The organism is Parashewanella sp. 2304DJ23-3, assembly GCF_056591695.1.
The window spans coordinates 1,186,006-1,211,560 of the sequence record NZ_JBWQOH010000001.1 but is presented as its reverse complement, the minus strand read 5'-3'; the positions used below and the strand labels follow the sequence as shown (position 1 = coordinate 1,211,560).

Below are 25,555 nucleotides of genomic sequence, written 5' to 3'. Positions count from 1 at the left end.
TTAAAGATATTTTGATGAGATTTAATAAAGGGCTACAATTTGTTGTAGCCCTTTTACTTTTGGTCAGAAAAATAGGAGCGACTTAATGTCTTTTGATCGCCTTAAAAGTATGAAAATTCTTGTGGTTGACGATCACTCTTTAATTTTTGATGGACTACAAAGCTGTCTAGCCCCTTTCCCTGAACTAAAACTTGTCGGTTTTGTTGAAGACGGCTTGTCTGTATATTCTGAGTGTATCCGTTTAGAACCTGATCTCGTGTTCATGGATCTCAAATTACCTAAGATGAATGGTATTGAGGTCATTAAACAGTTAAAGCAACGCTGGCCAGAGATTCTTATCATCATGCTTACTGCTGTAGAAGAAGAGAAAACGGCTCGAGAGGCTCTGGATATTGGTGCGAATGGGTATTTATTAAAGAATAGCCCTAAAAGTACATTATATGCAGCAATCAAGACTGTATCTAAAGGTAAAGTGTTCATTGACCCTAGCCTAAATGAAGAGCAAATCAGGGCATTACAGATGGAAGAAGACGATGATGCCCCGGTATTAACAAATCGAGAAAAGCAAGTGCTGACATTAATATGTGAAGGCCGAAGAAATCGCGATATTGCAGAAGATTTAGTGATAGGTCTTAAGACGGTTGAAACGCATAGAACTAACCTTATGCGCAAGCTAGATGCTCATAATGTCGCAGAGTTGATGATTTGGGCACAAAGACTGGGTCTTAGATAGAATCAAACTCCATCTCTTTAATTTGTTCGTTTAATTCGGCTAAATTTCCCAGTTTTAAAAAATTGGTTTCTTCCAGTAGTCGTTCGAGTTTCGAGGCGCTATCTGCAATCGACGTCAGCCCTGCTAAACCACAGGTTCCTTTAATAGTATGAAGAATATTTTTGGCGGCTTCCCAATTATAGACTTCGACCGCACCTTTAAGACTTAAGAGCATTTCAAGTAGCTGGCTATACAATTTTTTGGTTAAATCTGTCCCCATAATATCGAGTAATGGTGTGTCATTGTCATTGTTTATGGTTAACGAGATATCCCGTTCTAGTTGAATGTCGACAGCAACCTCTAAAGCATGATTGAGTTCTCTGAGCGTAACAGGCTTAGTCACATAGTAATCCATCCCTGCTTGCTCAAAAGCAGCTTGTTCTTGAGGTTCTGCGTTTGCTGTGAGTGCAATGATAGGGCAGCGGTTATCCAGAACCTCCTCACTGTTTCTCCAGATTTTCGTGGCCTGATAGCCATTTACTTCAGGCATTCTTATGTCCATGAGTACCAAATCGAAAATGTTCTTATACCCTAACTCAAGAGCGGTATAAGCGCTGGGTGCTGTATAAACAAGCTGCCCTAATTCATTGAGCATTTTAGAAATAATATCTCGGTTAATTGCGACATCATCAACGACCAACACTTTTAGTTTCCATGGCAATAACACTGGCATAATGCTTTGTGGAAAGTGGGGGATGTTATCGATAGTTTCTTGAGCCCTGCGTAAGAGTTTGTATGGCATGTACATGAGCTCAGACTCATTGAGTAGGGTTTTATTATCACTCGATTTTGGCTGAGCCCCCCAAATTTGGAGTTGATGATGAAGATAGGAAGGTGCAAATACTTCAGAATTGGGCAGTGATATGGTTTCACCCGCATCAATAATTGGGATGGATAAAGTAAAACAGCTTCCTTTCCCTTTGGTACTGATGACCGATAATTTTCCATCCATCATACTGGCGAGCTTTTTAGAAATGGGTAAACCTAGACCAGAACCGAATTTTTGATGCTGCCCTTGAACGTAGGGTTGAAATACGGTTATGGTTTCCTTTTCAGTCATACCTGAGCCTGAATCATAGATTTGGTACTCAAGCATTTGATTCGCACAAGTGAGAATAACCTTGATTTCTCCTCTATCAGTAAATTTAACTGCATTACCTAAGAGATTGACTAATATTTGACGAACCCGTAGTGGGTCTAACTGCATCTCATCAGGCACACCAGAGTTGATAAAAGTACTCAGTTTGATCCCTTTGTTTATCGCAATGGATTCTATACTCGTCATAGCTTCATCAATGACGGCGAGAGGTTGGTAGCTCATTGACTTTAAAACAATTTCACCCGCTTCGATTCGGGAGAAGTCCAGCAGGTTATTAACGAGGGATAAAAGGGAATGGCAGCAATCTGAGGCCGTATCAATTAAGCCCTTTTGCTTTTGGGTGATACTGGTGGTTTGGATCAATTCAAGAGCCCCTAAAATACCATTAAGCGGGGTACGGATTTCATGACTTATACTGGTCAAATGTTCTGTTTTTCGTTCATTTGCCGCTTGAGCGGCTTGGGAAGCCTCTAATAAATATTTGGTACGATTGGCGACCTGTTGTTCTAATTCAGAGTGACTCTTTTGAAGCTGGTTCAGTAGCTTGTTGTACGCTAAGGCAATTTGTCCAAGTTCGTCATTTCGATTTTCAGGTAACTTTTTACTTAAGTTAGGTTTTAACGGATCTGAAATGATTTCAACAATCTGTTTGATTGGCTGTCGCATTAATCGATTAAAAGCAATAAGCATGAGTACGCAAATCAGTACCATCTGAAGCAGAGATTCAGGTAACTTTTTCAGTAACAACATCAACGAATGCTGTTTAATGGACTCTTTAGTCACGAGAGTGATTAAAGACCAATCCATATTGTAAACCGGTGACTTTACGAGAATAAGTCTTTGACCTTCAGCAATATTTTGCTTTTCAAAATTAGAAGAAACTAATTGTTTCAATTCAGCTATATTTTCTGAGGAAAGCGAGCTTGGAATTTTACTGAGAAATTGATTGTTACTGGTCGTTAGAAGTTGATATTGCTCTTTTTTTTCATTGTGCAATTTATCCAATAGGGGGTCTAATTTGATTAGGAAGCCAAGAGATACTTGCTTTTCTCGCTTCCAAACCAAAGCATAGCGGTTATTAGGCTCAATAAATGTTGTCCATGAAAGTGCTGGCAGCTTCTGGTTGTTTATATACTTAGATATGAACGATAAGGCTTCTTTAGTGAGTGGTTGTTTACTCAATACTTGTGCTTGGTTCTGTTGAATGATGAGCCCTTGATATTCATATTTAAGCAGCTTTGCTAACGATTCTGAAAATCTAATTTGTTTTTGATGTTCAGGCTGTAAAACAAATTTATTTTCAGAGTTGAGAAAGTAACTTTTGATGTCTTGTTTGGGGTTAAGTTGGCGAGAAGCTTCAGGAAAGTGCATTAACACTTTATCCATCGCATATAAGTCTTCCTGTGCCGTTATTACGAAGTCATTAACAGTGTCTACACCGAGTTGATTTGATAGGTAATGATCTGAAATAAACTCCTTAGTTTCTAATTGAATGGCAAATCGATAAGTTTGATATTCGTTAATTAACCACCAACTAAAGAAAAGGCACGCCACAGTAATGGTCATCTTACTGGCTAGGGAAAGGTGTTTCATACCTTAATCTGCTCCCGGTTCAAATCAGATTCAGTGGTTATTGTTTACTTTAGTACCTTTAACGAGGATATTCATATCGCAAAGATTATTCTGAATGAAGCAATGACGATTGATTAGACTAATTTAATTGGTAAAAGACGTGAAAAATAGCGAATAAAAGTTATAACTTATCAATAAATTAGCTAAGAAAAACATTAGTCCTTCAAGATTTTATATTTCACATATACTAAATAAATAGTAAAAGATAATGCTTCAATATTCTTAATACGGAACGAATTACTCATTTATGTTCTTAATCGGTGAGAAGCAGGTTCTTTACTGGCGAGTTCCAGAGAATGTGGTAGCTAAAGTAACGAAAATATTGGATTAAGGTGAATACCCGATAGCAGAGCAACGATTCATACACTAAAGTGCAAATAAAGAGGGTGAAACGCAAACTATGTTAAAGAGACTATTAGAAACAGGTTTTCTAAAAGCTCAAGCTGCCAACCCTAAGCACGACCAGTGGAAACTTGCCGAGCGAAAGGCTCGAATTTTAGATCGAGAAGGTATTTTCTCGATCGCAATACAAATTAAACCAAAAATTGAACCGAATGAAACTTTACTTTGGTTAAGGAAAGCCACCTTAGTCATGGCTGCATATGATGGAGCTCAGGATTGTAGCCTACAGCTTGAAAGTGATGTTTGGCTGTTATGGCGCTACTACGATGAAGAGATAGGTGAAAAGGAACTGCCTCAGAATGTTGTTTCACACCTAGCAATAGCACAATATCTTGAGAAAGGCTTCAAGAAAAAAGTAGAAGCTAAGCGCAACTTTGTAATGAGAATGAGAACATGAAATCACTCATAGGTTTAATGCTGTTCTTGTTTACGACTTTGGCCCATAGTACAACTTTGGACCAAATTAAGTGGCAGGGAGAGCCGTTTGTCATGATCAGTCGTGGGACACCTCTGACGGCTGTATTACATGAATTTGGTGGCAACTATGGTATTCCCATTGTTGTAAGTAGTAAGGTTAATGATGAATTCAGTGGTCGTATCCAAAACAAAATGCCGTTAGACGTGATTCATGACTTATCACGACGTTACAGTTTGATTTGGTATTACAACACTGATGTTTTATATGTTTACAAAACCACTGAGCTAATGAGTGAAGTGATACCACTCAGTAATATCGCTTCAAAAGATGTATTGGATTATCTCAATGGTACAGGCGTACTGGCGGACCATGCTTGCACGGTTAAGCCACAAGAAACCATCGCCAGTGTTCAGTTGGTCGGTGTACCGATTTGCGTGAACACCGTTAGTAAGCTAATTCAAAAACTGGATTCTAATGCAAAACAAGCGGCCGTGAATCATGAAGAAGTTAAGGTCTATCACCTCAATTATGCTTCAGCGGGGGATGCTGATTACAGTTATCGAAATTCGCCAGTTAAAGTGCCCGGACTTGTAAGTGTTCTTAGAGAAATGAGCTCGGAATTGAAGAAGTCGGCTGATGAATCTGGGCCTGTCTTTGCTGCTGACCCTAGACAAAATGCGATAATTCTTCGTGGCAGTGCAGATGACCAAAAAACGTATGCGGGAATCATCAAGCAGTTAGATGTGAAGCCACAAATGATCGAAATATCAGTATCTATATTTGATGTTGATGCCTCCAACTTCAAAAATTTAGGGGTGAACTGGTCTGCGGCTGCAAGCTTGGGCGGAGGCACGGTAAGTTTCAACTCTGGAGACAGTGATCAAGGCTTTTCGACCGTAATCGGCAATACGGGTAATTTTTTGGTCAAGCTTGATGCTTTAGAGAAGGTTTCAAAAGCCAAAGTACTATCGCGACCTTCTGTTGTGACCTTAAATAATGTCCAAGCCGTATTGGATAAGAATGTGACGTTTTACACTAAAGTCACCGGTGAAAAAGTGGCGAAACTTGATTCTGTGACAACGGGATCGTTACTAAGAGTGACACCAAGACTGATTAATGAATCGGATGGTCACAAGGCGGTCAACTTAGTTTTGAATATTCAAGATGGTCAACAAGCGGCAGCCATTGGAGGCCAAGAGCCATTACCACAAGTACAAAATTCAGAAATATCAACACAAGCTACATTAACTTCTGGTGAGAGTCTGTTGATTGGTGGTTTTGTCCAAGATGTTGATCGTTCGACTAAAAATAAAATTCCTTTATTGGGAGACATACCAATACTTGGAAAGCTATTTAGCTCAACAAATCACGAAGTAGAGAGCGTAATGAGGTTATTTTTGATTAAAGCAACACCCGTTAACCAATGAGTGAACTATGCCATCAAACTTTAAAATTTTATGGTTAAACGGTCCGTTAAAAGGGCGCCAGCTAATACTACCTCAAGGCAAATTTACAGTTGGGCCTGACGGTGATGTATTAGCTGAGCTTGAATCTGCGGATTTGCTTGAATTTAATGTTGAAGATGAAAGCGTTACTTTAGAAACAGACGTAGAAGTATTGATTGGTGGCGAAAAGTGCGAGGGAAAAGAGGCTTTACCACTTTCTGAAGTTATCGAAGTTGACGGTATCCTATTTGTGTTAGGGAGCGCAGCCCAAGACATTGAAGAACCTGAAATACCTAAGAAGAAAGGCAAGAAAAAGAACGTTTCATATATTGCTTTACTTGGGATCTCGTTGATTTCAACTATATTGATCTTATTGCTACTAATTGATCCGGTGCAAGCACCTCAGCATGAGATGACACCAAAAGAATGGGTGTCAGAACAGTTAACGTTAAATGAACTCGATGGAATAAAGGCCATTTGGGCTACCAACGGAGTTGTGACATTTAATGGATTCTGTGAAGACTCAAGAAAGCTTCAGCAATTTATTGATGGAGTAAAGTCTCATGGAATCCTGTTCATTGAACATGCTGAGTGTACAGATCAGTTAGTAACAGATGTAAAACAGATTCTTACACAAAACGGTTTTAAAGGTGTAACAGTACAACAAAACTTAACACCTGGCAGCGTAACAATTTCTGGTGCAATACAAGCTGGAGATAGGTGGGATAAAACCGTAAGCATGCTAAAAGGAATAAATGGCTTAGTAAGCTGGCAGGTTTTGAATGAATCAGGGGCACAAATTAAACCACTGATTGATACATTAAGAAAAGATAAATTAATTCAAAACCTTATGCTTTCTCAATTAGACGACTCTATTGTTATAACTGGGGAAGTCAGTCAAGAAAAGCAGCAGCGGATCATTGGGTTAGCAAGAGGTACAAAAACGATTCAGCAAACAGGTACTAAGATAGTATTTCAAAACATCCCTGTTCGCTCAGAGGTTAACCGTATTCTGACTTCTCCTGTTATCAGTTATGGTGGTAGTTCTGAAGCCCCATTTGTTGAATTAGAAAATGGACTTAGGCTATCAAAGGGAACTCAATTAGATAACGGGTATATGGTTGAGTATATCGATATTGATGGTATTGATTTAATGAAGAATGGTCAGATAACTCATGTGCCATTGTTATTTTAGGAATGGAAAATGCCTAGGATCACTAAATTAGAAGATGACATTAAATCTAAAGTCTCTTCAGAAGATGAATATAAGCTGCATTTTGCAGAGATGCGTAAGCGCTTAAAGCAGTCGCATCATAGAAACAAAATTGATAAAGAAGAAGCAGTAGATGCCGCAGAGAAAGTAATAGAACTATTGTTTAAAAGACTTAAAAAATGACATTAAAAAGGCCTAGCTATGGACGTTTTTCAAGATTTAAAAGCGGTAATGAATGACATCAAGCAACGTAAAAATGCGATTAATGAACAGCTAAAAGAGTTTCAAAATTTACAGGCAGAAATCCGAACGTTGGTTCAAAGAGCAAAAACGGATCCTGAAGCAAGAGAAAAGTTGCTTCGCCTCCAGCAGGCATTTCCTCAGGGGTTTGAGCAACAGCAAGAAAGAGTGTTAAATAAGGTGAGCGAGCTTGGTAAGAACTTTAAAAAGCTCGAACAAGAGTTTACCAATTTAGGTAGTAAACCAAAAACGCCAGAAGAGCTTAAAGAGCAAGCTGAGGAAATCGAAAAGCAAGAGAAAGCGGCTGCTGAAGCGGCTAAGAATGAACCCAAAGAAGAACCTAAACCTGCTGTTAAGAAGAAAAAGGTTAGAAGTTATCTTTAGCAACTTTTTAAGAGTTTATCTTACTAAGAAGTATGCAAAGTAAGGTGGTGGTATGTCAGTCAGTAATGTTAGTGCACAGCATGCAAGTGCTCATTCGCAAGTTAATTCAACAGGAGAGCTCAGTGGCTCTGAAGGAATTAACTCTAATGACCCTAATGGCTTAGTCGCTGGAATCAATGGCATCACCAACTCATTGTTTACAGAAGGGCTATCTGTCCTATACAACAATATGGATGTGCTTCAAGATCAAGCTAATGATCAATTCAAAGAGATGAGTGCTCGCCAAGCGGATGCCAGAGGCACTCATGAAATGTCAGCTAGGATTGGTGACATGATGAAGCAACTTCCTGATAACGAAAAAAGTGTCAAACTCCCTCCTGATATCGTTAAGTACATGCAGCAAGCCAATATGACAGTTGCCGGAATGCCGATTGATGAGTATCTCAAGAAATACAAAAAGAAATTCAAAAGCGGTCAACTTGGCGATATTCAAGCAGCTTTGGATGCCAAAAATAGTGAAGATACTGATTACGCTGCGCAACAGCAATTAAAAATTCAAAAGATGCTGCAGACCTATAACGTAACGGTTTCGCTCATCAATGCGATGCAAACATTACTGTCAGAAATGAACAAAAACATCGCATCGAATATCAGATAACTATTATTACTTGGTAAAAACCAGGCAATTGCGCACAAAATTAAGGTTAATACCCGATAACAATTATTGAGTTAACGACTAGACTGGTAGTACAGGTTTATGAAAAGACTTGGATACGAAGGGCAAGACGTGACTAAGGTTGCTGTTTAAATGAGTGCAATACAAGTAATTTTGTTCAAACATGATGGAAAGCTTCGCTGTCAAGGTGAAGTTATTGATGTTTCTGCAAATCAACTTGTTATTACAACAGATGACGCCTCAGCTTCAGCCATTAGCCGCGATTGTTGGATAAATGTGTTTTGTTATCCGGGTGAAATGCATGAGTTGTATCACGAAGTGATGGACCTAATAGGGCCAGAAGTTAAAGACATGAACTTCAAACTTGGTGAAGCGAAGATTATTCCAGTGTATGACCAGCTCATTACGGTGATAGAACAATTAAAAGACAATAAAAGCATGATGATGAAGTTTGTCTTCATTTATTGTTTGAGTGTCGATAATGCGTATTTTTCTGGGGTGCTGAGATATTTTCTAGCTCATAACGACAAGGTATTGAGCTTTTTAGAGAGCAACTTTATGAAGCCTTGGTCAGTATCCCAATTTGCCGAAGAATTAGAAATGGAAGTGAGAAAGCTTAACTTCTTTTTTTACAAGAACTATGGAGTTTCAGCAAAGCAATGGATTTTGGAAAGGCGGTTAAGTTTTGCTCGACAGCAATTACTGTTAACGACAAGAAAGGTCGCTGATATTGCATTAGATAGTGGGTTTAGTAATCACGCTCACTTTACGGATGCATTTAAAAAGCGCTATTCGTGTAGCCCAACAGAGTTGCGGTCAACAATAGCCTAAGGAGGATATGATGGACTTAAGTTCAGTGGTGTATCAACTTTCGCAAATGTCTGCAAAGTCAGCAAAAGATGTGCAAGGAAACATGCAATCTGGGGATATTAATAACCCAGAGAAAATGGTGAAAGCACAATTTGCGATTCAGCAATACTCGAATTTTGTAGGCTATGAAAGTGCAATGATCAAAACGATCAAAGACATGATTCAAGGCATTATTTCAAAAATCTAGTAACAAAATAGACTTTGGTGGCGTGCGATGAAAAAGAAAGATGTGTTGCTTAGTGAAGATAAAAAGCTGCTTGTTGAATGTGCAGTTGCAGCAGGCAATCACGGTTTAAAAGAGCAAGCATACGCCATCATTAAAATCTTTCCTGAACTGATCCTTGATGAAGAAGACAGGAAAATATGCACAAGTGTGATTTATTTTGCTCTTAAGGAAGCCTCTAAAGCTGTTAGAGAGCTTGAGTCATGCAACAGTGATACTGCACAAGCTTTAGCCATGCTGTTTTCTGGACCGATATCCAGCAAAGCACAGAAAGATATATTAGCGAAGAAGCTAATTTCAGTGAGAAATTAGCGGGAGGTAGTTATGTCGATGACAGAAGCTGTAAATCAAGTTCAGCAAATAGCACAAAACAAAATGGTCAAAAAAGAAGTACCTGATCCTTCGGTAGACATGGTCAATAAGTTCGAAAGCATGATGAACGTGGGTAACTCCCAAATTGATCAAGCCGCTAGAGTTGGTGCTGTGGGTTCTGATGAAGACTTAATTAAGAAAATGGCGCCTAAAGACAAAACTGAGCTTGATAAAGCAGGGCAACAACTTTCTCCATTATCATATCTTGAAGGGCAACGATTGATAATGAAAGGTATGGTTGAGGTTGATTTGTTTGCAAAAATTGCAGGTTCATTGTCTCAATCAATCAATAAGTTAGCGAGTATGCAATGAGAATTAAGTGCTGTTTGGTTATGGCTCTGGTTTTACTGTTGGTTGGTTGTAAAACCGAACTCTATCGTAATTTACCGCAAGACGAAGCTAACCAAATGGTGGCTCTACTGCGCCTTAATAATATTGAAGCCGAAAACGAAATTGACCAGAAAACAGGTATGGCGACATTAATGATAGATGAAGACAAATTCATCAACGCCGTCGCATTACTAAGGCAAAATGGTTTTCCAAGACCGAAATACGCCAATATCGAAGATATGTTTCCATCAGGGCAGTTGGTAACCTCGCCAGCACAAGAGCACGCTAAGATTGCTTTCTTGAAAGAGCAACAGCTTGAACGAACCTTGAGTAATATTGAAGGTGTGATAAGTGCGAGAGTTTCAATTGCTGAACCAACACAGGATGACGAGTTTCAAGCTCAACCTGAAAAATCAGCATCGGTTTATATCAAGTATTCTCCTCAAGCGAATTTAACAACTCAAGAGAATCAAATCAAAGGTTTGATTCAGAATGCGATACCTGGTCTTTCCTTCGACCGAATCAGTGTCTTTCTTCAAGCTGCCAATTACGGTTTTCAATCTGCACCTGCTCAACAGCAAGAAGATGACTTCACTCGGTTCATTAAGAAAATTGAAGACAATAAATTGCCCGTAATTATTGGTCTGGTTTTACTCGTTTTATTAAGTGTATTCGGCTTTTTATTCTTGAGACGTAAGTAAAATAGACTTTGGGGGCGCTATGATTTCAGGTTTTTTCTCACCTAACGAAGAAGAAGGTATTGAAATAAAGCAGTTTTATCAATTGCTTTGGCGCCCTACCGTTGCTATGCATGACAGCTGGTGGAGTAAGCTTGGGCTGCAAATGTGGAAAAAAGATGCAGGCCAAAATAATGTTTTATCTCAACGAATAGAACAATTAGTTGTGCAGCGCTTAGGTATCATTGATAAGCCATTATCTTCAGCATTTACTCTTAACGAGCAGTTTTTGTTGAAGAGTAAAGATAGGTTACCCGCTATTTTATCAGTATTAGGACTTTATTGTCTGAATTGTCCTGACTACTTATCACTAAAAGAGCATCGACTTGCCCTAGAAAGTGTACTTTCTGAAGAGCAAGTGCAACAAGCATGGGCTCTGTGGCCGCAACGACCAACGTCAAAATTTAAAGAGCTTGTTGATGATGTAAAACCTGAGTATTTGCTCGAGCAAGCTCAAAAGATTTCAATTGCGTTATTAGACGAAGAGCTAAAAGAAAGTTCACTATGGCAATGCATTGCAGTGACTCTGCCTGTGGTAGAGGTCGAGACGGAACCAGACGACTTTAAGGCTCAGGTTACCTTGTTAAAGGAAACTGAGCTTAATTTGACTCGATGGTTAACCCGACTGGAGCGCATGCTATGAATCCATTTTTTATTGACATTCAACACTGCGAAATAGCTAGGGGCGAATCTGCATTTATCTCTGCAGGTGAGTTTAAACAGTCAATCGAGCTTCAATCGATGGAAAACCAAGTGAGGCAACGCATTCAAGCCTCACTAAAAGATGCTCATTTGCAACGAGAGCAATCTCGTCAGCAAGCCGAGCAATACATCATTGACGCACAAAATGAAGCTGAAAAGTTGATGATTGAATGGGAGCAACAAGCCAAGCAACAAGCCGTGGCAGATGCAGTGGCTTGGGTGCAAGATGAGATAAGTTTTAGGCAACAATTACTTGAAGAGTTAAGTACAGGCATCGCTTCACAAATTCATACCGTCATTACCCGTTGGGCTTCTAATCTCGATAAAGCGGATTTAATTGCAGATCAACTTACTGAAGATGTCATTGAAAAGCTGGGAGAAGGCACAGTGACCTTATTGGTCGCTGAAGAAGATTTTGAGTCCTTAAACCGCAAACTGGGTAATGAGTTCAAAGTGAAAACTGATACAGCATTAGTCGCAGGTACAGCAGAAATACAGTCAACTGCACTCAGTGCTCGTATTGATTTAAATCGACATTTGGAATTGTTGTTAAAAGCGTTTGTATTTGAAATAGGCGTTGAGTCCAATATTGAAAAGAACTCAGATAACGTCATTCCCGAGCAAGCGACTCAGTTCACTGCTGATGAGGAAACATTAATGTCATCTGTTGATGAAGAATTAACAGGCACAGATGACGACACCAGTTTTTTTGATGATTCAGAAGAATTAGAAAACAACTTATATGGGGATAACTCAGAGCAAAATTTAGATACGGATAACTCTGATTACAACGAAGCTTATTAGCATCGTTGCGACTAGGAAGATGATATGAGAGTAGATGGCACTACTTCGGTTAATTTTGATACCCAGGCAGATTCAAAACCTGTTAACGGGCAAGTGCATCCTGCAAATACCACATCTTCTTTAGCCGCAACAGAGTTCGCTGAGATCGCAATGATCGCAAATGAATCCATGGAGGAAGCACTCGAGGATTTAAGTTTAGGTTTTAGTAACTACTTAAAACGATTAAATAGTAAAGAGCGAAAAGACGAAGCCAGATTCAATGCATTGGAAGAATTGGTTGCTCAAATGGAAGGCGAGCAAGCTGATGGCATTCTTGCGAATGCAATACAGTTGGCTGCATTGGGCGATGCGGATTCTATCATGGTCAATATTGAGCAAATGAACCTTGATAGCGGTAATGTCATGTTGCTCATGGCGAACGTGATTGCTCAAAGTGGCCTAAGCGAAGAAGTTCGTAAGAAACTACGCAAAAAATTGCAAGAAATGTTGGCAGAGGAAGGTGCAGAACTCGCACTTATTGCCGCAATGGAAGGATTACCGCTGGACCAAGCTGGGCTTCAATCCCTCCAAGGTTTATATCAACGTGCAGCAAGAGGCGATGGTGGTCTAGCGAAGTGGTTTAGTTTGCTACGAGATATGCCAGATAGAAGAAAAAGAATTCGGGTATTGCTTAGAGCATTGTCAAATTCACTGAATGAAGAAAACACAGGCAGCAACATGGTTAAGTTAGTCACTGTTGTTGACGACCTTAGACGCTTATTGCTGTTCATGAGTGTTGAAGATTACTGTAAAGCGCTATCAAGAGCATGTCAGATTGATGATGCATCAGTGCTTGATGCGACACTTGATTTGGTAGAGCAATCTTGGGTTTACGGAGAGTGGTTAGAAGAAAAAATTACCAAGATGAAAGTGCCAGATACTAAGCAAATTGGCTTCTTAAGGCGCTGGCGAGATTTGATGCAACAATTGCCCACGAAATGCTACCGAGATCCAGAGCAAAAAGAACATATTACTGATGCCATGATGGATCTATTAGATCAGTGGTGCGAAGACGAATAGGAAAAAATAGGCGTAGATGTATATCTCGTCCTAAGCTTATTGAGATTAAACCTTGATTTAACTAAGACTAAGAAAGGCTTAAGCAGTGGATTTACGTATTACCCGACATTTAGAGACTTTCTTTCAGCTACTAAACCGCTGGCCAGTTAAGTTAGACGACCAAATGGAGTATCACTGGGCACCATATGGTCTCATGCTTGAAGTAAAAGACGAAAGGTTATTGATGACATCATGGTTGCTCGAAACCCAAGTTAAAGATCTAAAACACTGGGTTGAGCATTGGCATCCCAGAGCGTTTATGGGGGTTCCACAACGGCTATTTATCGTCAAGCATAAGCTAATGATCAGTTGTCTGTGTCCAAAAACGAGCGAAGGGCGAGATTGGTACAAAATGATTCAGCTACAACAGCAGTTTTTGAGTAAGGTCAGCCGTGGGAGCCAATTTTGAATAAAATTCAACAGCTGCTGGCAAAAGCCGCAGGCCGTCATGATATTATTTTAGCTGTCATGCTGGTGGTAGCGGTATTCATGATGATCATACCGTTGCCGACACCTCTGATTGACGTGTTAATCGCTGTTAACCTAGCACTTTCTATTATCCTATTGATGATTGCGATTTATATTCGTGATCCCTTGGAATTTTCCGTATTTCCATCCGTATTATTGGTGACCACACTCTATCGACTTGCACTGACTATCAGTACCAGCCGATTAATCCTTCTGCAGCATGACGCTGGTCAAATTGTATTTACGTTCGGTAACTTTGTCGTTGGAGGAAATCTCGCTGTAGGTATTACTATTTTCGCCATTATTACCATCGTTCAGTTTATTGTAATTACTAAAGGTTCAGAACGTGTGGCTGAAGTAAGTGCACGTTTCTCTCTGGATGGTATGCCGGGTAAACAAATGAGTATTGATGGTGATATGAGAGCCGGAACTATCGATGCTAAAGAAGCTAAACGACTAAGAACCAAAGTACAAAAAGAAAGTCAGTTATATGGTGCGATGGATGGTGCCATGAAGTTTGTAAAAGGTGATGCGATTGCCAGTATCATCGTTATTTTTACTAACATTATTGGTGGTATTGCTATTGGTGTTATGCAAAAAGGCATGTCGGCGTCAGAAGCCTTGAACACTTACGCAGTACTTTCAGTGGGTGATGGCTTGATTGCACAGATTCCCTCACTGCTTATTTCGATTACCGCAGGTTTAATTGTTACCCGTGTACCGGGTGAGACTCGACAAAACTTAGGTAAAGAAGTGGTTATGCAAATAACGAAACAGCCGTCATCACTGCAGATGGCTGGATTAGTAATGATTACCTTTGCTTTGATACCGGGCTTTCCACTTTGGGTGTTCGGTACGTTAGGTGGGCTGACATTTTTCCTTACATGGCGGCTATCCAAAAAGAATCAGCAACAAGCAGAAGCTGGAGGAGAGGATAAATCCTTTCCGAAGGATGGAGAAGAAACTGATGATGATGCCAATATGCAACCGGGCGCCGTGCCTCTCATGTTGGTATTAGGCTCAGATTATCCACATCAAAGCATGAAAGAAACCTTGCATCGGCTTCGATGGTCTTTATTCGAAAAACTTGGTGTTCCATTGCCCGAAATTCAACTGCAGGTCGTCAGTACTAAGAAAAATTGCCAATGCGATATTTTATTGTATCAAGAACCGGTTTTACAGCTAGAACTGGATGTCGAGGAGTCGTTGCTTAATGAGCGTTTTGTCGATATGGACACGCGCAGTTTTGTGACCTCTTATAACGGAGAGACCTTGCATTGGATTCAGGATGCACAGATTGAGAAGGCGAAAGAAGAGGGGCTCGTTGTTGTCGAAGGAGAGGCGATTCCAGCTTGTTTGATCAATAAAGTGATCGATCGATTTATTGGTGAGTTTATCGGTGTGCAAGAAACTCGGTACTTGATGGACGCCATGGAAAATAAATATGGTGAGTTGATCCGAGAGTTACAACGGCTTTTATCTGTAGGTAAAGTGGCTGAGATTCTTCAACGATTGGTTGAAGAAGGCATCTCGATCCGTGACTTAAGAACCATCTTTGAAACTTTGGTTGAATGGGTACCTAAAGAAAAAGACGTGATTATGCTCACCGAGTATGTGCGTATCGCGTTACGTCGACATATTCGCCGTAAATTTGCGACTCGCCAAGGCTGGATCTCTGCATTGATGATCGGTGAAGGCATCGAGAACTTAATTCGTGAATCCATCAGACAGTCAACTGCCGGTTCATACTCTGTATTGAATACAACACAAACCCATATGATCCTCACAGAAATCAAAACGTTGTTGCCAACAGATAAACCTTGTGTGTTGTTAACCTCTTTGGATGTACGTCGTTATCTACGTAAAATTGTTGAAAGAGAACTGTTTGCAACCCCAGTACTTTCGTATCAAGAATTAGGTGATGATGTTGAAATTAAAGTACTTGAGCATTGTGATTTAGTGGGTGAAGCGCTCGATGAAGCGATGAACGCAGGTTAGGAGACGATATATGATTAAGTTACCTAACAAGACTGAGCTCGCCAAAGCCATTGAAGAAAAAATTTATCTTAACCCTTTTAATGTTGAAAACAGCATACCAAGTGTCCGCTATTTTGGGCGCATCAATGAAGTTGGGGCAACATTGGTGCACTCGAGTTTGGCAGGTGCACATCAAGGCGACTTATGCATTATTGCTGACAAACTACAGGCAGAAGTGATTGCAGTAAAGGGAGATGAAACCATTCTATCTCCATTCGATGCCACCACAGGATTGCAAGCTGGTGAACCGGTCGAGTTACTCGGCCATGGTCATCAAATCCATTTAGGAGAAGGATTACTTGGTCGAGTCGTTGATGGACTTGGTCGTCCCATTGATGACAAAGGCGAACTCACTGCTACTGCGATCAGAGACAATAAAGGTCAAGCGCCAAATCCTCTCAGCCGTTCGTTAATTCAACATATTTTACCCATGGGAGTGAGAGCTATTGATAGTACGCTCACTTGTGGGATTGGCCAGCGGATAGGTATTTTTGCTGCGGCAGGTGGGGGTAAAAGTACATTGCTTGGCATGATTGCTTCTAACTGCGATGCCGAAGTGATTGTTTTAGCATTGGTTGGGGAACGGGGACGTGAGGTACGTGAGTTTATGGAGTATAACCTCACTGAAAAAGCTCGATCACGAACAGTGATGGTTGTGTCTACATCCGACAGACCACCGCTTGAGCGAATGAAAGCCACGATGACAGCCACCACTGTTGCAGAGTATTTCCGAGACCAAGGTAAAAATGTGCTTCTGATGGTGGATTCGCTGACTCGTTTTGCACGTGCAGCCAGAGAAATTGGTCTAGCCGCAGGCGAGCCTGCTGTTTCAAATGGATTTCCTCCAAGTGTGTTTGTAAAGCTGTCTTCTTTAGTCGAGCGTGCAGGACCTGCAAAAGTCGGAAGTATCACGGCTATTTATACGGTATTGGTGGAAGGTGATGATATGAATGAGCCAATTGCTGATGAAGTTCGTTCATTACTAGACGGTCATATTGTGTTGTCGAGAAAACTTGCTGGTGCAGGGCATTATCCTGCCATTGATATTAATGCCAGTGTCAGCCGAGTCATGGACATTATTGTGACAGCAGAACAACGTAAAGCGGCATCCAAGTTACGTAAAATGCTTGCGAAATACGAAGAAGTGCAATTACTTATCCGTGTTGGTGAGTACGAATCAGGTCAGGATGCAGAGACCGATGAGGCCATACAACTTCATCAAGCAATACTTGAGTTTTTACAACAAGGCACTGATGAGTTTACGCCCTACGATGAAGCGCTGGGTTTGATGAGTCAAGCTGTAGCCTATAATGGTTATTAGGGGCTGTAATGGCGAGCTCTGATATTGATGACAATGATAAAGAGACATTAAGGCGAATATTGGATATTCGTTCTCGCAAAGAAGATAAGCTGAGAAAGCGTTTGAGCGATACCAAAAAGCAGGCTCAGCAAATGGTCGCAAACAGAAGGCAAAAGGTGATTAAAAGACATCAGTTAATTGATGCGATTCGACACTTAACCCTGCCAGATAAATCATTGGATTTCAGTGGCATGAATGAGTTTAAGGTCGACTTAGCCAAACGTTATCAAAATGAACGTGAATTAGCAGAAGAGATCGTCAGAGCTCAAGAGCAAATAGAAGCGATTGGGCAAACGATTAAGCAAATTAACAAAGAAATTTTTCAATTGGTGAAAGATCAAGAAAAGTTACAGGCGGTGTTTGATGAGTAGTTCAATTAAATCAACCGAAACACAACATACGAAACCTGTTGAACATGATCATAAGAAAAAAGAAGTTGAACCTCAGTCTCAACACAAAGAGCTCTTTGCCAATCTGCTTAATGGTCGAAAATCTGAAGAACCTAAAGATGATAATTCAACAAAGAAAGTTTCTAAAGCAACAAAGCGTGTGTTGGCTAAAGACGGCGGTACTTGCAAAATGGGAAGTGCAGAAATATCACGCCAGAAAGATATGCTCTGCTATCGACTTGTTAATGGACCAATGGCAGGGCTGATTATTCAAGCAAATTACGATAAAAAGGGGTTGAGAATTCGACTCTTTCCTCACAATAGTAAGCAAGAACACGCAATTAAAAATGTCATGGGACCACTAGAAGACAAATTACAGGGGCGTGCATATCCAATAAGACTGGAGTGTGTCCCTCCCAAGAACACTCATAAGTCCAACACTCAAATTTTTATGGGGTAGTTTATGCAAAGCAGCTTATTAATTAAAATAAGCCAAGTGATTGGCAAAGGCTTGGAAGCGCAGAACTGTCGGTTAGAATTAAAGCCCATTTCAGGTGATGGGATGTTTTGGAAACACCAAGACTATCCTGATGGGGTGGGAGTGTGGATCCCGTTATCAGACTGGAAAAAAGCCGTTTTAGAGCAAACAGGGGTGTCGGTTTTAGAAAAAATGCCTGATGATTTTGCACCTTGTATCAGTGCGGCGATATTTGAGGTTGTCGGCAGTTGGATTGTAGAAGCGGTAGCTGAAAAACCAGAAACATTTACGCTGGAAGAAGCGATTGCCCCGGTGTTAACTCTTGGCGGTGTACGCTGTGTGTTGGTGAATTGGCCGACGCAAATTTGGCAACCAATGGTGTCACATTGGGCTCCGTTTGTTGGAGAGTCTCCGACAATCAATTTAAGCCTAGTTGCTGGGTACAGTCCTCAAAAAAGCAATAAACCCAGTATACCTAAGGTAGGCGAAGGTTTTTGGATTGACAATGAGTGTGAGGTTGAAGAAGGGCAAGCCCTATTGTGGTGGCAAGGGCCTGTAGCCAAAATTCGCCTAAGCAGCGAGTCAGCTGGTGGCGTTGGAAGTATGATGGTAGATGACGTCTTGCCTGAAGTTGATTTTCATTACCCTCCGCTGTTGACTGAGTTAGCCAAAGTTGAAATGAATTTAGCGGATATCGGAACCATGATGATAGGGGATGAATTACCGATAAAAGTTTTACAGCAGGGGGAAGCCAGAATTGTAAGACAAATTGATGAGCTTCATAGCCAAACTTTAGCAACAGTATCTTTGCTAAGAAGCCCATCGGGATTAATTGCAAAAGTCGAATCTATTGAACCTGAGGAAGAGTAGTCGCCGCAGCTTCAACCATACTGCGAATTTGATTAACGATGTTCATTTCAGTTTCTCCATCGTGGTTTTTAATTCTTGGAGTATGAATGTGACCATTCGGAATATTCACATTCATTTGATTCATTAAACGAATCGCACGATATGAAATTTCATTCGAAAGATATCCACCACCCGAACCCTGAACTGAAGTTTCTCCATTAAGCTCAGCAAGGGATTGAGCTTCAATGTCACCACGTTTGAGGGTTGTTACTTTAGCATTATCAATGACAGCCCAATCACCTTTAACAGTTTGCATTGCTTCAACAGGTAAAGTGAACTCAACAAACTCATTGCCGTTCAAAATATTGCCTCTTAACATCGGGGCTACTGGGTTATCAGCCTTTGCTCCTGTATAGACATTTAAATTGTCTGGTGCTTTAGCGCTGCGATTACGGCCGGGGAAGCGTTCTAAGTCAAAATCTGTTCGTCCCATGCTGACAGTAAATAACATATCGATGCTATTGTTTCGATATAACGGCGTTAAGATCGATTCAATCATCCCCTTATCAAAGTCAGCAAAGCGAACAGGGATCATTACAGTTTCAATTTGAGCTTGCTTGCCGTTTACTTGAAAACGATAACCATCAAGTGCTAATGCAGTGAGCCCTGAAGGATTAGATTGTCCGATGTCCTTGTCTAAGAAAAAGGGATCGAACCCAGTTAATAAAATTTTGATATCAGCTTTGTCGTCAAATAAAACATCATTTATGCCACGTGAAGATTGCTCTGTCGCTTTCACTAAAATGTTACGCTGCCAATCTGCTAGCTTAAAGCCTGCGGGTTTTGTCTTGAGTGTTTCACGCATTGCAAGGCGTGACCAATAAAGAGGCCTGTCATCATTAGAGCCAGACTGAATGTCTCGCACCGCCTGTTGCCATAAGCGTTGGCCTTGAGCCGCTACCAACTTGGTAAGCTGTTTTTCTTCTTTGCTGGCTTTAACTTTTTGGATGAGTTGATCATTTAACGCATTGTACCTAAGCGCAACAGTCGGTAACTCTTGTAGTGCTGTGGGGATGCGTTGTTCCTCAACATCGAGCGGCACAGCAACTACTGTGGCACTGGTAAGAACAGAAAGCGCTAAAAGTTGTTTAATCATGTTTTTATTATGCAGTACTTAGGTGAAATCTTAGGGCTAAAGATGACACGATAGTGACATAAAAGTAAACACAGTTAATAAAAAGGAAGTCACCGAGACTTCCTTTTTTTAAGTTTGTTTTTATCTTTTGGCCAGATAGCTCAGTGCAGTGCCTAATATCAATATCCACACTGAAATCCAGCATAGCCAAATAACATAAGTCACACCCACATTAGATTGCTGAATTAGGAGGGGCTGTGATGCAAATAATAAAGCGAGACCTGACCACTTAAACATCGAGGCTTGTTTGTCTGATAAGCGTTTATGAAACACAGTCTTAAAGTGTTTAGTTTGGCTAAGTGCAAAACACAGTATTGCAACGAAAGAAAGCAAGTTAATCATTAACATGAAGATGTTCCTTTTATTTCAACAGGACTGGCATCTTTGCTGGTGGCTCTATTTCTTTTCTGCAAATATGAGGCTAACCAAGCAGATAGCGCAGCAGAAGCAATAAATGCACATTCAATGGCGAGAAAAGTAACGTTTGTGGCTTCAATTGCTTGAAGTAAATAGTGTGGTGGGGCAATCAAATCGTAAATAGGCAATGCAACACAAGTTAAAGCAAACAGTTTGAGCACAAATTGCCAGTACTTTTCTCTAGCTGTGAACATAGCAATCAAACCACAAACTCCCCAACCTGATAGGAAAGCCATCAGTTCATAGTCATAGCGGTCTACAAGAGAGATCGGTAATAAACGGTTGGCAATGAATAACGTCATGATGCCTAGCGGCAAGCCACCAAACATGGCTTTATTGCTCCAAGTAGTCAAGCGAGTGCCTAAATGAGATACATTTTTTTCTATACGATTATTGAGCCATAAAATTGAGCCAGTTGCGATTAAGGCACAGCTCAACGCACCTAATATGAACAAAATAAAACGTAGGCTGTTATCAGCAAATTTAGCTTCATGGAGTCCTAAGAACACATAACTGATGAGCTTGGGTATTCTTGGCTGCTCCACTCTATACAGTAACTTACCAGAAGCTGCATCAAACGTTAACGTCTCACTCTGGCGAGATAAGTCACTTTTATTGCGATAAAACATCAGGTAGCCATTTTTATCGAATGGATGATAGTAGCTAACCCAGCTTACGGCATTTTTTTCAGGCCATTCATGCTTCACTTGTTGCAAAATAGGCTGTATATCCGTAATTGGTTTAGCTGCTTGGCCGGAGGCATCACGGTTAAAACCTTTAGGGCTGACTTGTGAAGATAGCTGACGGTAACCTTTGTCATAGTGATAAGTGGCTGAAGCAGGCACATACATGGATAAATAAAACAGTAAGGCGCTAAAGCAAATTACAAAACAAAATGGAATAGTGATAATACCAATGATGGCATGAACATCGGTCAACGCACGCTTTAAGTTTTGCCAGCGTAATACAAAGAAGTCTTTGAAGAATCTTCGATGAGTGAAAATGCCGCTGAAAACACCAATAAGCATGACAAATGCGGCGATACCGGTGAGATAGCGCCCACCATAATCCCGAAGCTCAAGCGAATAATGGAAGTGGACAAAAAAACTACCACCTAATGTATTTCTTGGCTCCTCTGCGGATGCAGTGATGGCTTCTTTATGCCCGTCTCTACGGCCTTGCCCTGGATATTGCCAACGTATCTCAGCTTTAGGATCACGTTCGCTACCTAAATTGATGTTCCAGCGTGAAGCTCCTTCGGGTTTTGCTTGTAAGGCTGCTAACGCTGCAGGGATTACATCAATTTTGTGCTGCTGTGAAAGTTTTTCTGGTTGCATCCACAAATCAAGCTCATCAGCATAGTAGCTGAGGGTGCCAGTAACAAATACCGCAAACAGTAACCAGCTGAGCAGCAGTCCGCTGTACGTGTGCAGCCAAATCATTGAACGTCTGAAATTACCTTTCATGACAGCACCTCCACAGGAAATAAGTAATAAATAGCCATAAAAGCAATGCCAGCTAAGACAAGATCACGAACAGAATGAATGGCTTTTTTACAGCTGAAACACCAAATGAATGCGATAAAACCAAAAACGTAACTGCACATTAAACCAATAAAAATGGCGTCATGAACGTTATCGGTAAATAACCATAGCGAGACAGGTATCATGCCGAAACTGGCGCTGATGCCAACCGCATAACCTCCAAAAATGGCCATTAACGTTCTAACAAGAACCGGAAAAGAAAATGTCATGTCTAATGCTCTAAAAATTAAGTTACCGCCCAACGGCGTAATAAATTCGAATGGGATTTGGTGATTAAATCAAATTCATCACTTTTTCCATTTTGTTGCATGATGGCTTTTCTTGCAGAATCCAAATCGTGAAGAATTTCTCGTTGACTGGCGTCAGATACCAAGCTTTCAATCCAAGTTAAAGCAACAAGACGTTCTCCAGAGCTTACCGGATTCACTCGATGTAAAGTGGTACTTGGATAGACAATGGCATCACCCGCTTGCAGTTTGTACTCCATTTCTATTCCACCCAAGGTCATGACTAATTCACCACCTTGATAGCTGTCGGGATCAGATAAAAATATGGTGCAAGAAATGTCAGTTCTGACAAGCTCTTCGTTGTGCATAATGGCGTCGTCAATATGATTACCATAGCCACCGTTGTTGGTAGATTTACTGACAATAAATGGCATCATCTTTTTTGGGTAAGTCAGTGATGTGAATTCAGCGTTAGCGGTAAGAATGTGCGCCAATGCTTGATGGAGCTCATGAGTAATATGCTCGTTACCTAACCACTGTAAATTAGTTTTGACGCCTTGTGCATGCCATCCAGCCGTATTTTTTCCGTCTTCAAATTCACCTTGAGCAATCAAGTTACGCAATGCTTGTACTTGCTGAGGTGTAAATAAATTTTTAATTGGTTTGATCATTTTTCACTTACTCCAACAAACAGCAAAAGCCGTCTCAGTGACGGCTTGTGCAAACAAGAATGATAATTGATTAGAAGGTGTATTTCACTTTCATATTCAAAGAACGAGGTGCATTTGGCTGAACTGTGACCCAGTTGGCACCTGCTTCGGCACGATTTTTATCGAGTGCGTTGTTCAAGCTAAGTGATAGGTTCCAGTTATTTACTTTGTAGTAAGCGCCCAAATCCATTTCTACGTAGCTTGGCAAAATAAAGTTACCGTCGAAGCGTTCAGAGTTGTAACGTAAACCTAAACCAAATGATAATTTGTCATTGTAAGTGAAGTTATTCCAAAGCGATGCTGAGTGCTTAGGTGCATTATCAACTTGCTCACCCTTATCATCACCAATGGTGTTATAAGCACGGTTAAAGGCGTAGTTAAAGTTGGTATTGAAATACTCATTGATGTGATAAGCAATTCCAATTTCGACACCTTTGGACTCAAAACTTTTACCTGAAAGTTGTTCAAGCTTCCACTGAGTTCCACCGTCAGCAGTTGGCACTCTAGTAAATTGAGTGCTGTTTTCACGATCTAATTTATAAAGCGTTATGGATGTGGCCAAATCACCTTTTAGCAAATCTGCCTTCATACCTACTTCATAGTTAAAGCCTTCAACAGGAAGGTAATCGGTTTTCCCCAAACCATACTCTGAAATCCAACGCGCATTTACTGGCTCGTATGCGCGGCTGTATGTGGCAAATACATTGATATCATCATTCAGTGCTTGAACAACACCTAAATCCCAAATGGTATCGCTGAACGTTTTAGAATATGAATCATCGCCACGAGTTTCGAATTGCTCTTGCTTCACATAACCAAGACCAGCCACTATCGTTGTAGACTCAGTCACTTTTACTCTGTCTTTAAAATAGATATTGGTGTCTTTTTGATTCTTTGGTGCAAACTTCACTTCGAGTAACGAAGCAGGAATATCACCAACAATTTGATTACTTGGATTTGAAACTGATATCCAGCTTTTTCCTGCTGCTTCACCTGTGTTTTGGAAGTTGCGCTCAAATTTAACGTCTAAATCACGATAGTTGTAGCCTAATAGAATATGGTGCTCCATATCTAAAAGTGTTGCAAAGCCTTGAACATTTAGGTCGAATAATGAGTAGCTATCGTCACCTTTGGTATATACCCACTTACGGTTAACGATGTCCTTGCCAATTTTATTGGCATTCTCGCCATATATGTATTCACCATTTTTATCTTTAGCGCTGAAACTATCAGTAAGGTAAAGATCTAATGCTTCAGACTCAGTAGTGTTATAACGATACTGACCAAATAAGCTCCAGTCAGTATTAAATTCATGATCTACTCTTAAGCTATAGCTTTTAGAAAGGTTAGAACCTTTATCTTTTTCGCTGCCATAGTATTCACCACGATTCATTGGTTCACCGTAGCTTACTTTTTTACCATCACCGGCTTCATCTAACTTACCGTTGAAGAAGTTTTCAGTGAATACACCATCGGCATAGCTACTGCCGCCAGTTAAATCACGGTCAGCGTATTCAATGCGAGGCATGATGCTGGTGTTTTCTGAGACATTCCAAGTAACAGCAAGATCTAACTGTGTTTCGTCGTACTCACGACCTTCTTGGAAGTGGTCGCCTGAAGGCGTGTATTGTGCAAGCAGTCGATATAAGAAATTGCTATCAGAATCAATTGCACCAGTAGTATCAAGATCTAGGCTTAGCTTATTGCGCTTGAAGTTGCCTGTATCGTCAGATACATAGCTACGGTTCTTCAAAGCAACACTGGTTTGAGTGATTTCTTGTGGCTTTTTGGTCACAACATTAATGATTGCACCGCCGATACCTGCGCCATAAAGTAATGCTTCAGGCCCACGTAGAAATACCACTTGTTCAGCATTGAATGTGCTCGGTGATTTAGAACCTGTACCACCTTCGCCGCCTTGCAATGAGCGCATACCGTCAATCATAATCGTATCAATACTGGTTCTGATACCGCGAGCTGTATAAGTACGATCTGCTGGGCCATTACCACTAATACCAGCCACATAACCAAAGGCCTCTTTCACGTCATCAATGGCACGCTTAGAAAGATCATCAGCTTCTAACACAGTGATAGAGCGTCCCACGTCTTTTAAATCAACATTCATTTTAGTTGCTGTGTTGTCTTCTAAATGCAACTTATTCGGACGACGCCCTTGAACTTTGATGCGTTCAATCTTCTCTTGTTTTGCTTTTGCAGAAGAAGGAGCTTCATCGGCAACAGCATGTGGTGCAGCAATAGCAAGTGAAGAAACTAGCGCACTATGAAGTAGTGAAGCTTGAGCAAGTTTTGACTTTTTAAAAGTACTCATTTCTAAGTCCCTGAGAGTGAGAATGATTCGTGTTAACTTGACAGGTTGCGAATGATAGTGATTTTCATTTGCAATGTAAAGAAGTGTAAGTATTAATTTTTATTAATAAAAAAAGTAATTGATTTAGAGGCCGCT

28 protein-coding genes are annotated in these 25,555 nt (G+C 40.6%); 21 read left to right on the top strand and 7 right to left on the bottom strand.

The features are described 5' to 3' along the window. The first annotated feature begins 85 nt into the window (after nt 1-85). Nucleotides 86-733, top strand: coding sequence for a two component system response regulator (locus AC1EU2_RS05340; protein WP_480296946.1), 648 nt, complete (start codon nt 86-88; stop codon nt 731-733). On the opposite strand, the gene AC1EU2_RS05335 is transcribed toward AC1EU2_RS05340, so the two are convergent. Beyond that, nucleotides 726-3,464: an ATP-binding protein gene (locus AC1EU2_RS05335; RefSeq protein ID WP_480296945.1), complete on the bottom strand. Its 2,739-nt coding sequence runs from the start codon at nt 3,462-3,464 to the stop codon at nt 726-728. The two genes, AC1EU2_RS05340 and AC1EU2_RS05335, sit on opposite strands and share 8 nt — an antisense overlap. Nucleotides 3,465-3,903: 439 nt before the next feature. On the opposite strand from AC1EU2_RS05335, the gene AC1EU2_RS05330 reads away from it, so the two are divergent. The 20 genes from AC1EU2_RS05330 to AC1EU2_RS05235 all read left to right on the top strand — a co-directional run bounded on the left by AC1EU2_RS05330 (nt 3,904) and on the right by AC1EU2_RS05235 (nt 19,019). Then, nucleotides 3,904-4,302 carry a hypothetical protein gene (locus AC1EU2_RS05330; protein WP_480296944.1) on the top strand — a complete coding sequence of 133 codons (399 nt, stop codon included), beginning with the start codon at nt 3,904-3,906 and terminating at the stop codon, nt 4,300-4,302. After that, a complete protein-coding gene (locus AC1EU2_RS05325) occupies nt 4,299-5,750 on the top strand; it encodes an EscC/YscC/HrcC family type III secretion system outer membrane ring protein (protein ID WP_480296943.1) in 1,452 nt (483 codons plus the stop codon). The genes AC1EU2_RS05330 and AC1EU2_RS05325 overlap by 4 nt, the downstream gene beginning before the upstream one ends. Before the next feature lie 7 nt (nt 5,751-5,757). Then, nucleotides 5,758-6,963: a type III secretion system inner membrane ring subunit SctD gene (sctD, locus tag AC1EU2_RS05320; RefSeq protein ID WP_480296942.1), complete on the top strand. Its 1,206-nt coding sequence runs from the start codon at nt 5,758-5,760 to the stop codon at nt 6,961-6,963. Nucleotides 6,964-6,972: 9 nt separating this feature from the next. Beyond that, entirely contained in the window at nt 6,973-7,164 is a 192-nt protein-coding gene (locus AC1EU2_RS05315; protein ID WP_480296941.1) for a hypothetical protein, read from the top strand. A gap of 18 nt (nt 7,165-7,182) precedes the next feature. Next, complete coding sequence (locus AC1EU2_RS05310) at nt 7,183-7,605, top strand: hypothetical protein (RefSeq protein WP_480296940.1); 423 nt, start codon at nt 7,183-7,185, stop codon at nt 7,603-7,605. 52 nt (nt 7,606-7,657) lie between these two features. Further along, nucleotides 7,658-8,263 (top strand): type III secretion system translocon protein SseB, encoded by a 606-nt coding sequence (gene sseB / locus AC1EU2_RS05305; RefSeq protein WP_480296939.1) that lies wholly within the window; start codon nt 7,658-7,660, stop codon nt 8,261-8,263. Between the two features lie 150 nt (nt 8,264-8,413). Then, complete coding sequence (locus AC1EU2_RS05300) at nt 8,414-9,112, top strand: helix-turn-helix transcriptional regulator (protein ID WP_480296938.1); 699 nt, start codon at nt 8,414-8,416, stop codon at nt 9,110-9,112. Nucleotides 9,113-9,122: 10 nt separating this feature from the next. Then, the gene (gene sctF / locus AC1EU2_RS05295) at nt 9,123-9,338 is read left to right on the top strand and encodes a type III secretion system needle filament subunit SctF (RefSeq protein WP_129948641.1); all 216 of its coding nucleotides are present in this window, start codon (nt 9,123-9,125) and stop codon (nt 9,336-9,338) included. 27 nt (nt 9,339-9,365) lie between these two features. After that, nucleotides 9,366-9,686 carry an EscG/YscG/SsaH family type III secretion system needle protein co-chaperone gene (locus AC1EU2_RS05290; RefSeq protein ID WP_480296937.1) on the top strand — a complete coding sequence of 107 codons (321 nt, stop codon included), beginning with the start codon at nt 9,366-9,368 and terminating at the stop codon, nt 9,684-9,686. Between the two features lie 12 nt (nt 9,687-9,698). Then, complete coding sequence (gene sctI, locus AC1EU2_RS05285) at nt 9,699-10,058, top strand: type III secretion system inner rod subunit SctI (protein WP_480296936.1); 360 nt, start codon at nt 9,699-9,701, stop codon at nt 10,056-10,058. Continuing rightward, nucleotides 10,055-10,777, top strand: coding sequence for a type III secretion system inner membrane ring lipoprotein SctJ (gene sctJ / locus AC1EU2_RS05280; RefSeq protein WP_480296935.1), 723 nt, complete (start codon nt 10,055-10,057; stop codon nt 10,775-10,777). The genes sctI and sctJ overlap by 4 nt, the downstream gene beginning before the upstream one ends. Before the next feature lie 19 nt (nt 10,778-10,796). After that, complete coding sequence (locus AC1EU2_RS05275; RefSeq protein ID WP_480296934.1) at nt 10,797-11,456, top strand: type III secretion system domain-containing protein; 660 nt, start codon at nt 10,797-10,799, stop codon at nt 11,454-11,456. Further along, complete coding sequence (locus AC1EU2_RS05270; protein ID WP_480296933.1) at nt 11,453-12,319, top strand: hypothetical protein; 867 nt, start codon at nt 11,453-11,455, stop codon at nt 12,317-12,319. Before AC1EU2_RS05275 ends, AC1EU2_RS05270 begins: the two co-directional genes overlap by 4 nt. Before the next feature lie 24 nt (nt 12,320-12,343). Further along, nucleotides 12,344-13,378 carry a TyeA family type III secretion system gatekeeper subunit gene (locus tag AC1EU2_RS05265; protein WP_480296932.1) on the top strand — a complete coding sequence of 345 codons (1,035 nt, stop codon included), beginning with the start codon at nt 12,344-12,346 and terminating at the stop codon, nt 13,376-13,378. 85 nt (nt 13,379-13,463) lie between these two features. After that, nucleotides 13,464-13,826, top strand: a complete 363-nt coding sequence (locus AC1EU2_RS05260; RefSeq protein WP_480296931.1) for a type III secretion apparatus — start codon at nt 13,464-13,466, stop codon at nt 13,824-13,826. After that, nucleotides 13,823-15,883, top strand: coding sequence for an EscV/YscV/HrcV family type III secretion system export apparatus protein (locus AC1EU2_RS05255; protein WP_480296930.1), 2,061 nt, complete (start codon nt 13,823-13,825; stop codon nt 15,881-15,883). Before AC1EU2_RS05260 ends, AC1EU2_RS05255 begins: the two co-directional genes overlap by 4 nt. 13 nt (nt 15,884-15,896) lie before the next feature. Continuing rightward, nucleotides 15,897-17,243 carry an EscN/YscN/HrcN family type III secretion system ATPase gene (locus AC1EU2_RS05250; RefSeq protein WP_480297082.1) on the top strand — a complete coding sequence of 449 codons (1,347 nt, stop codon included), beginning with the start codon at nt 15,897-15,899 and terminating at the stop codon, nt 17,241-17,243. An 8-nt stretch (nt 17,244-17,251) separates the two neighbouring features. Next, nucleotides 17,252-17,653 carry a hypothetical protein gene (locus AC1EU2_RS05245; RefSeq protein ID WP_480296929.1) on the top strand — a complete coding sequence of 134 codons (402 nt, stop codon included), beginning with the start codon at nt 17,252-17,254 and terminating at the stop codon, nt 17,651-17,653. Next, on the top strand, nt 17,646-18,131 hold the full coding sequence (locus tag AC1EU2_RS05240) for a hypothetical protein (protein ID WP_480296928.1): 486 nt from the start codon (nt 17,646-17,648) through the stop codon (nt 18,129-18,131). The genes AC1EU2_RS05245 and AC1EU2_RS05240 overlap by 8 nt, the downstream gene beginning before the upstream one ends. Nucleotides 18,132-18,134: 3 nt before the next feature. Further along, complete coding sequence (locus AC1EU2_RS05235; protein ID WP_480296927.1) at nt 18,135-19,019, top strand: hypothetical protein; 885 nt, start codon at nt 18,135-18,137, stop codon at nt 19,017-19,019. Here the strand turns inward: AC1EU2_RS05235 and AC1EU2_RS05230 are convergent. The 6 genes from AC1EU2_RS05230 to AC1EU2_RS05205 form a co-directional block, all read right to left on the bottom strand. After that, nucleotides 18,997-20,154: a hypothetical protein gene (locus tag AC1EU2_RS05230; protein ID WP_480296926.1), complete on the bottom strand. Its 1,158-nt coding sequence runs from the start codon at nt 20,152-20,154 to the stop codon at nt 18,997-18,999. The genes AC1EU2_RS05235 and AC1EU2_RS05230 overlap by 23 nt on opposite strands. 120 nt (nt 20,155-20,274) lie before the next feature. Continuing rightward, a complete protein-coding gene (locus tag AC1EU2_RS05225; RefSeq protein WP_480296925.1) occupies nt 20,275-20,541 on the bottom strand; it encodes a DUF3325 domain-containing protein in 267 nt (88 codons plus the stop codon). Then, nucleotides 20,535-22,076 (bottom strand): PepSY-associated TM helix domain-containing protein, encoded by a 1,542-nt coding sequence (locus tag AC1EU2_RS05220; RefSeq protein WP_480296924.1) that lies wholly within the window; start codon nt 22,074-22,076, stop codon nt 20,535-20,537. The genes AC1EU2_RS05225 and AC1EU2_RS05220 overlap by 7 nt, the downstream gene beginning before the upstream one ends. Then, nucleotides 22,073-22,363 carry a hypothetical protein gene (locus AC1EU2_RS05215; protein WP_480296923.1) on the bottom strand — a complete coding sequence of 97 codons (291 nt, stop codon included), beginning with the start codon at nt 22,361-22,363 and terminating at the stop codon, nt 22,073-22,075. The genes AC1EU2_RS05220 and AC1EU2_RS05215 overlap by 4 nt, the downstream gene beginning before the upstream one ends. Before the next feature lie 17 nt (nt 22,364-22,380). Continuing rightward, a complete protein-coding gene (locus AC1EU2_RS05210; RefSeq protein WP_480296922.1) occupies nt 22,381-23,052 on the bottom strand; it encodes a Fe2+-dependent dioxygenase in 672 nt (223 codons plus the stop codon). A gap of 70 nt (nt 23,053-23,122) precedes the next feature. Next, nucleotides 23,123-25,420: a TonB-dependent siderophore receptor gene (locus AC1EU2_RS05205; RefSeq protein WP_480296921.1), complete on the bottom strand. Its 2,298-nt coding sequence runs from the start codon at nt 25,418-25,420 to the stop codon at nt 23,123-23,125. Between the last annotated feature and the right edge of the window lie 135 nt (nt 25,421-25,555).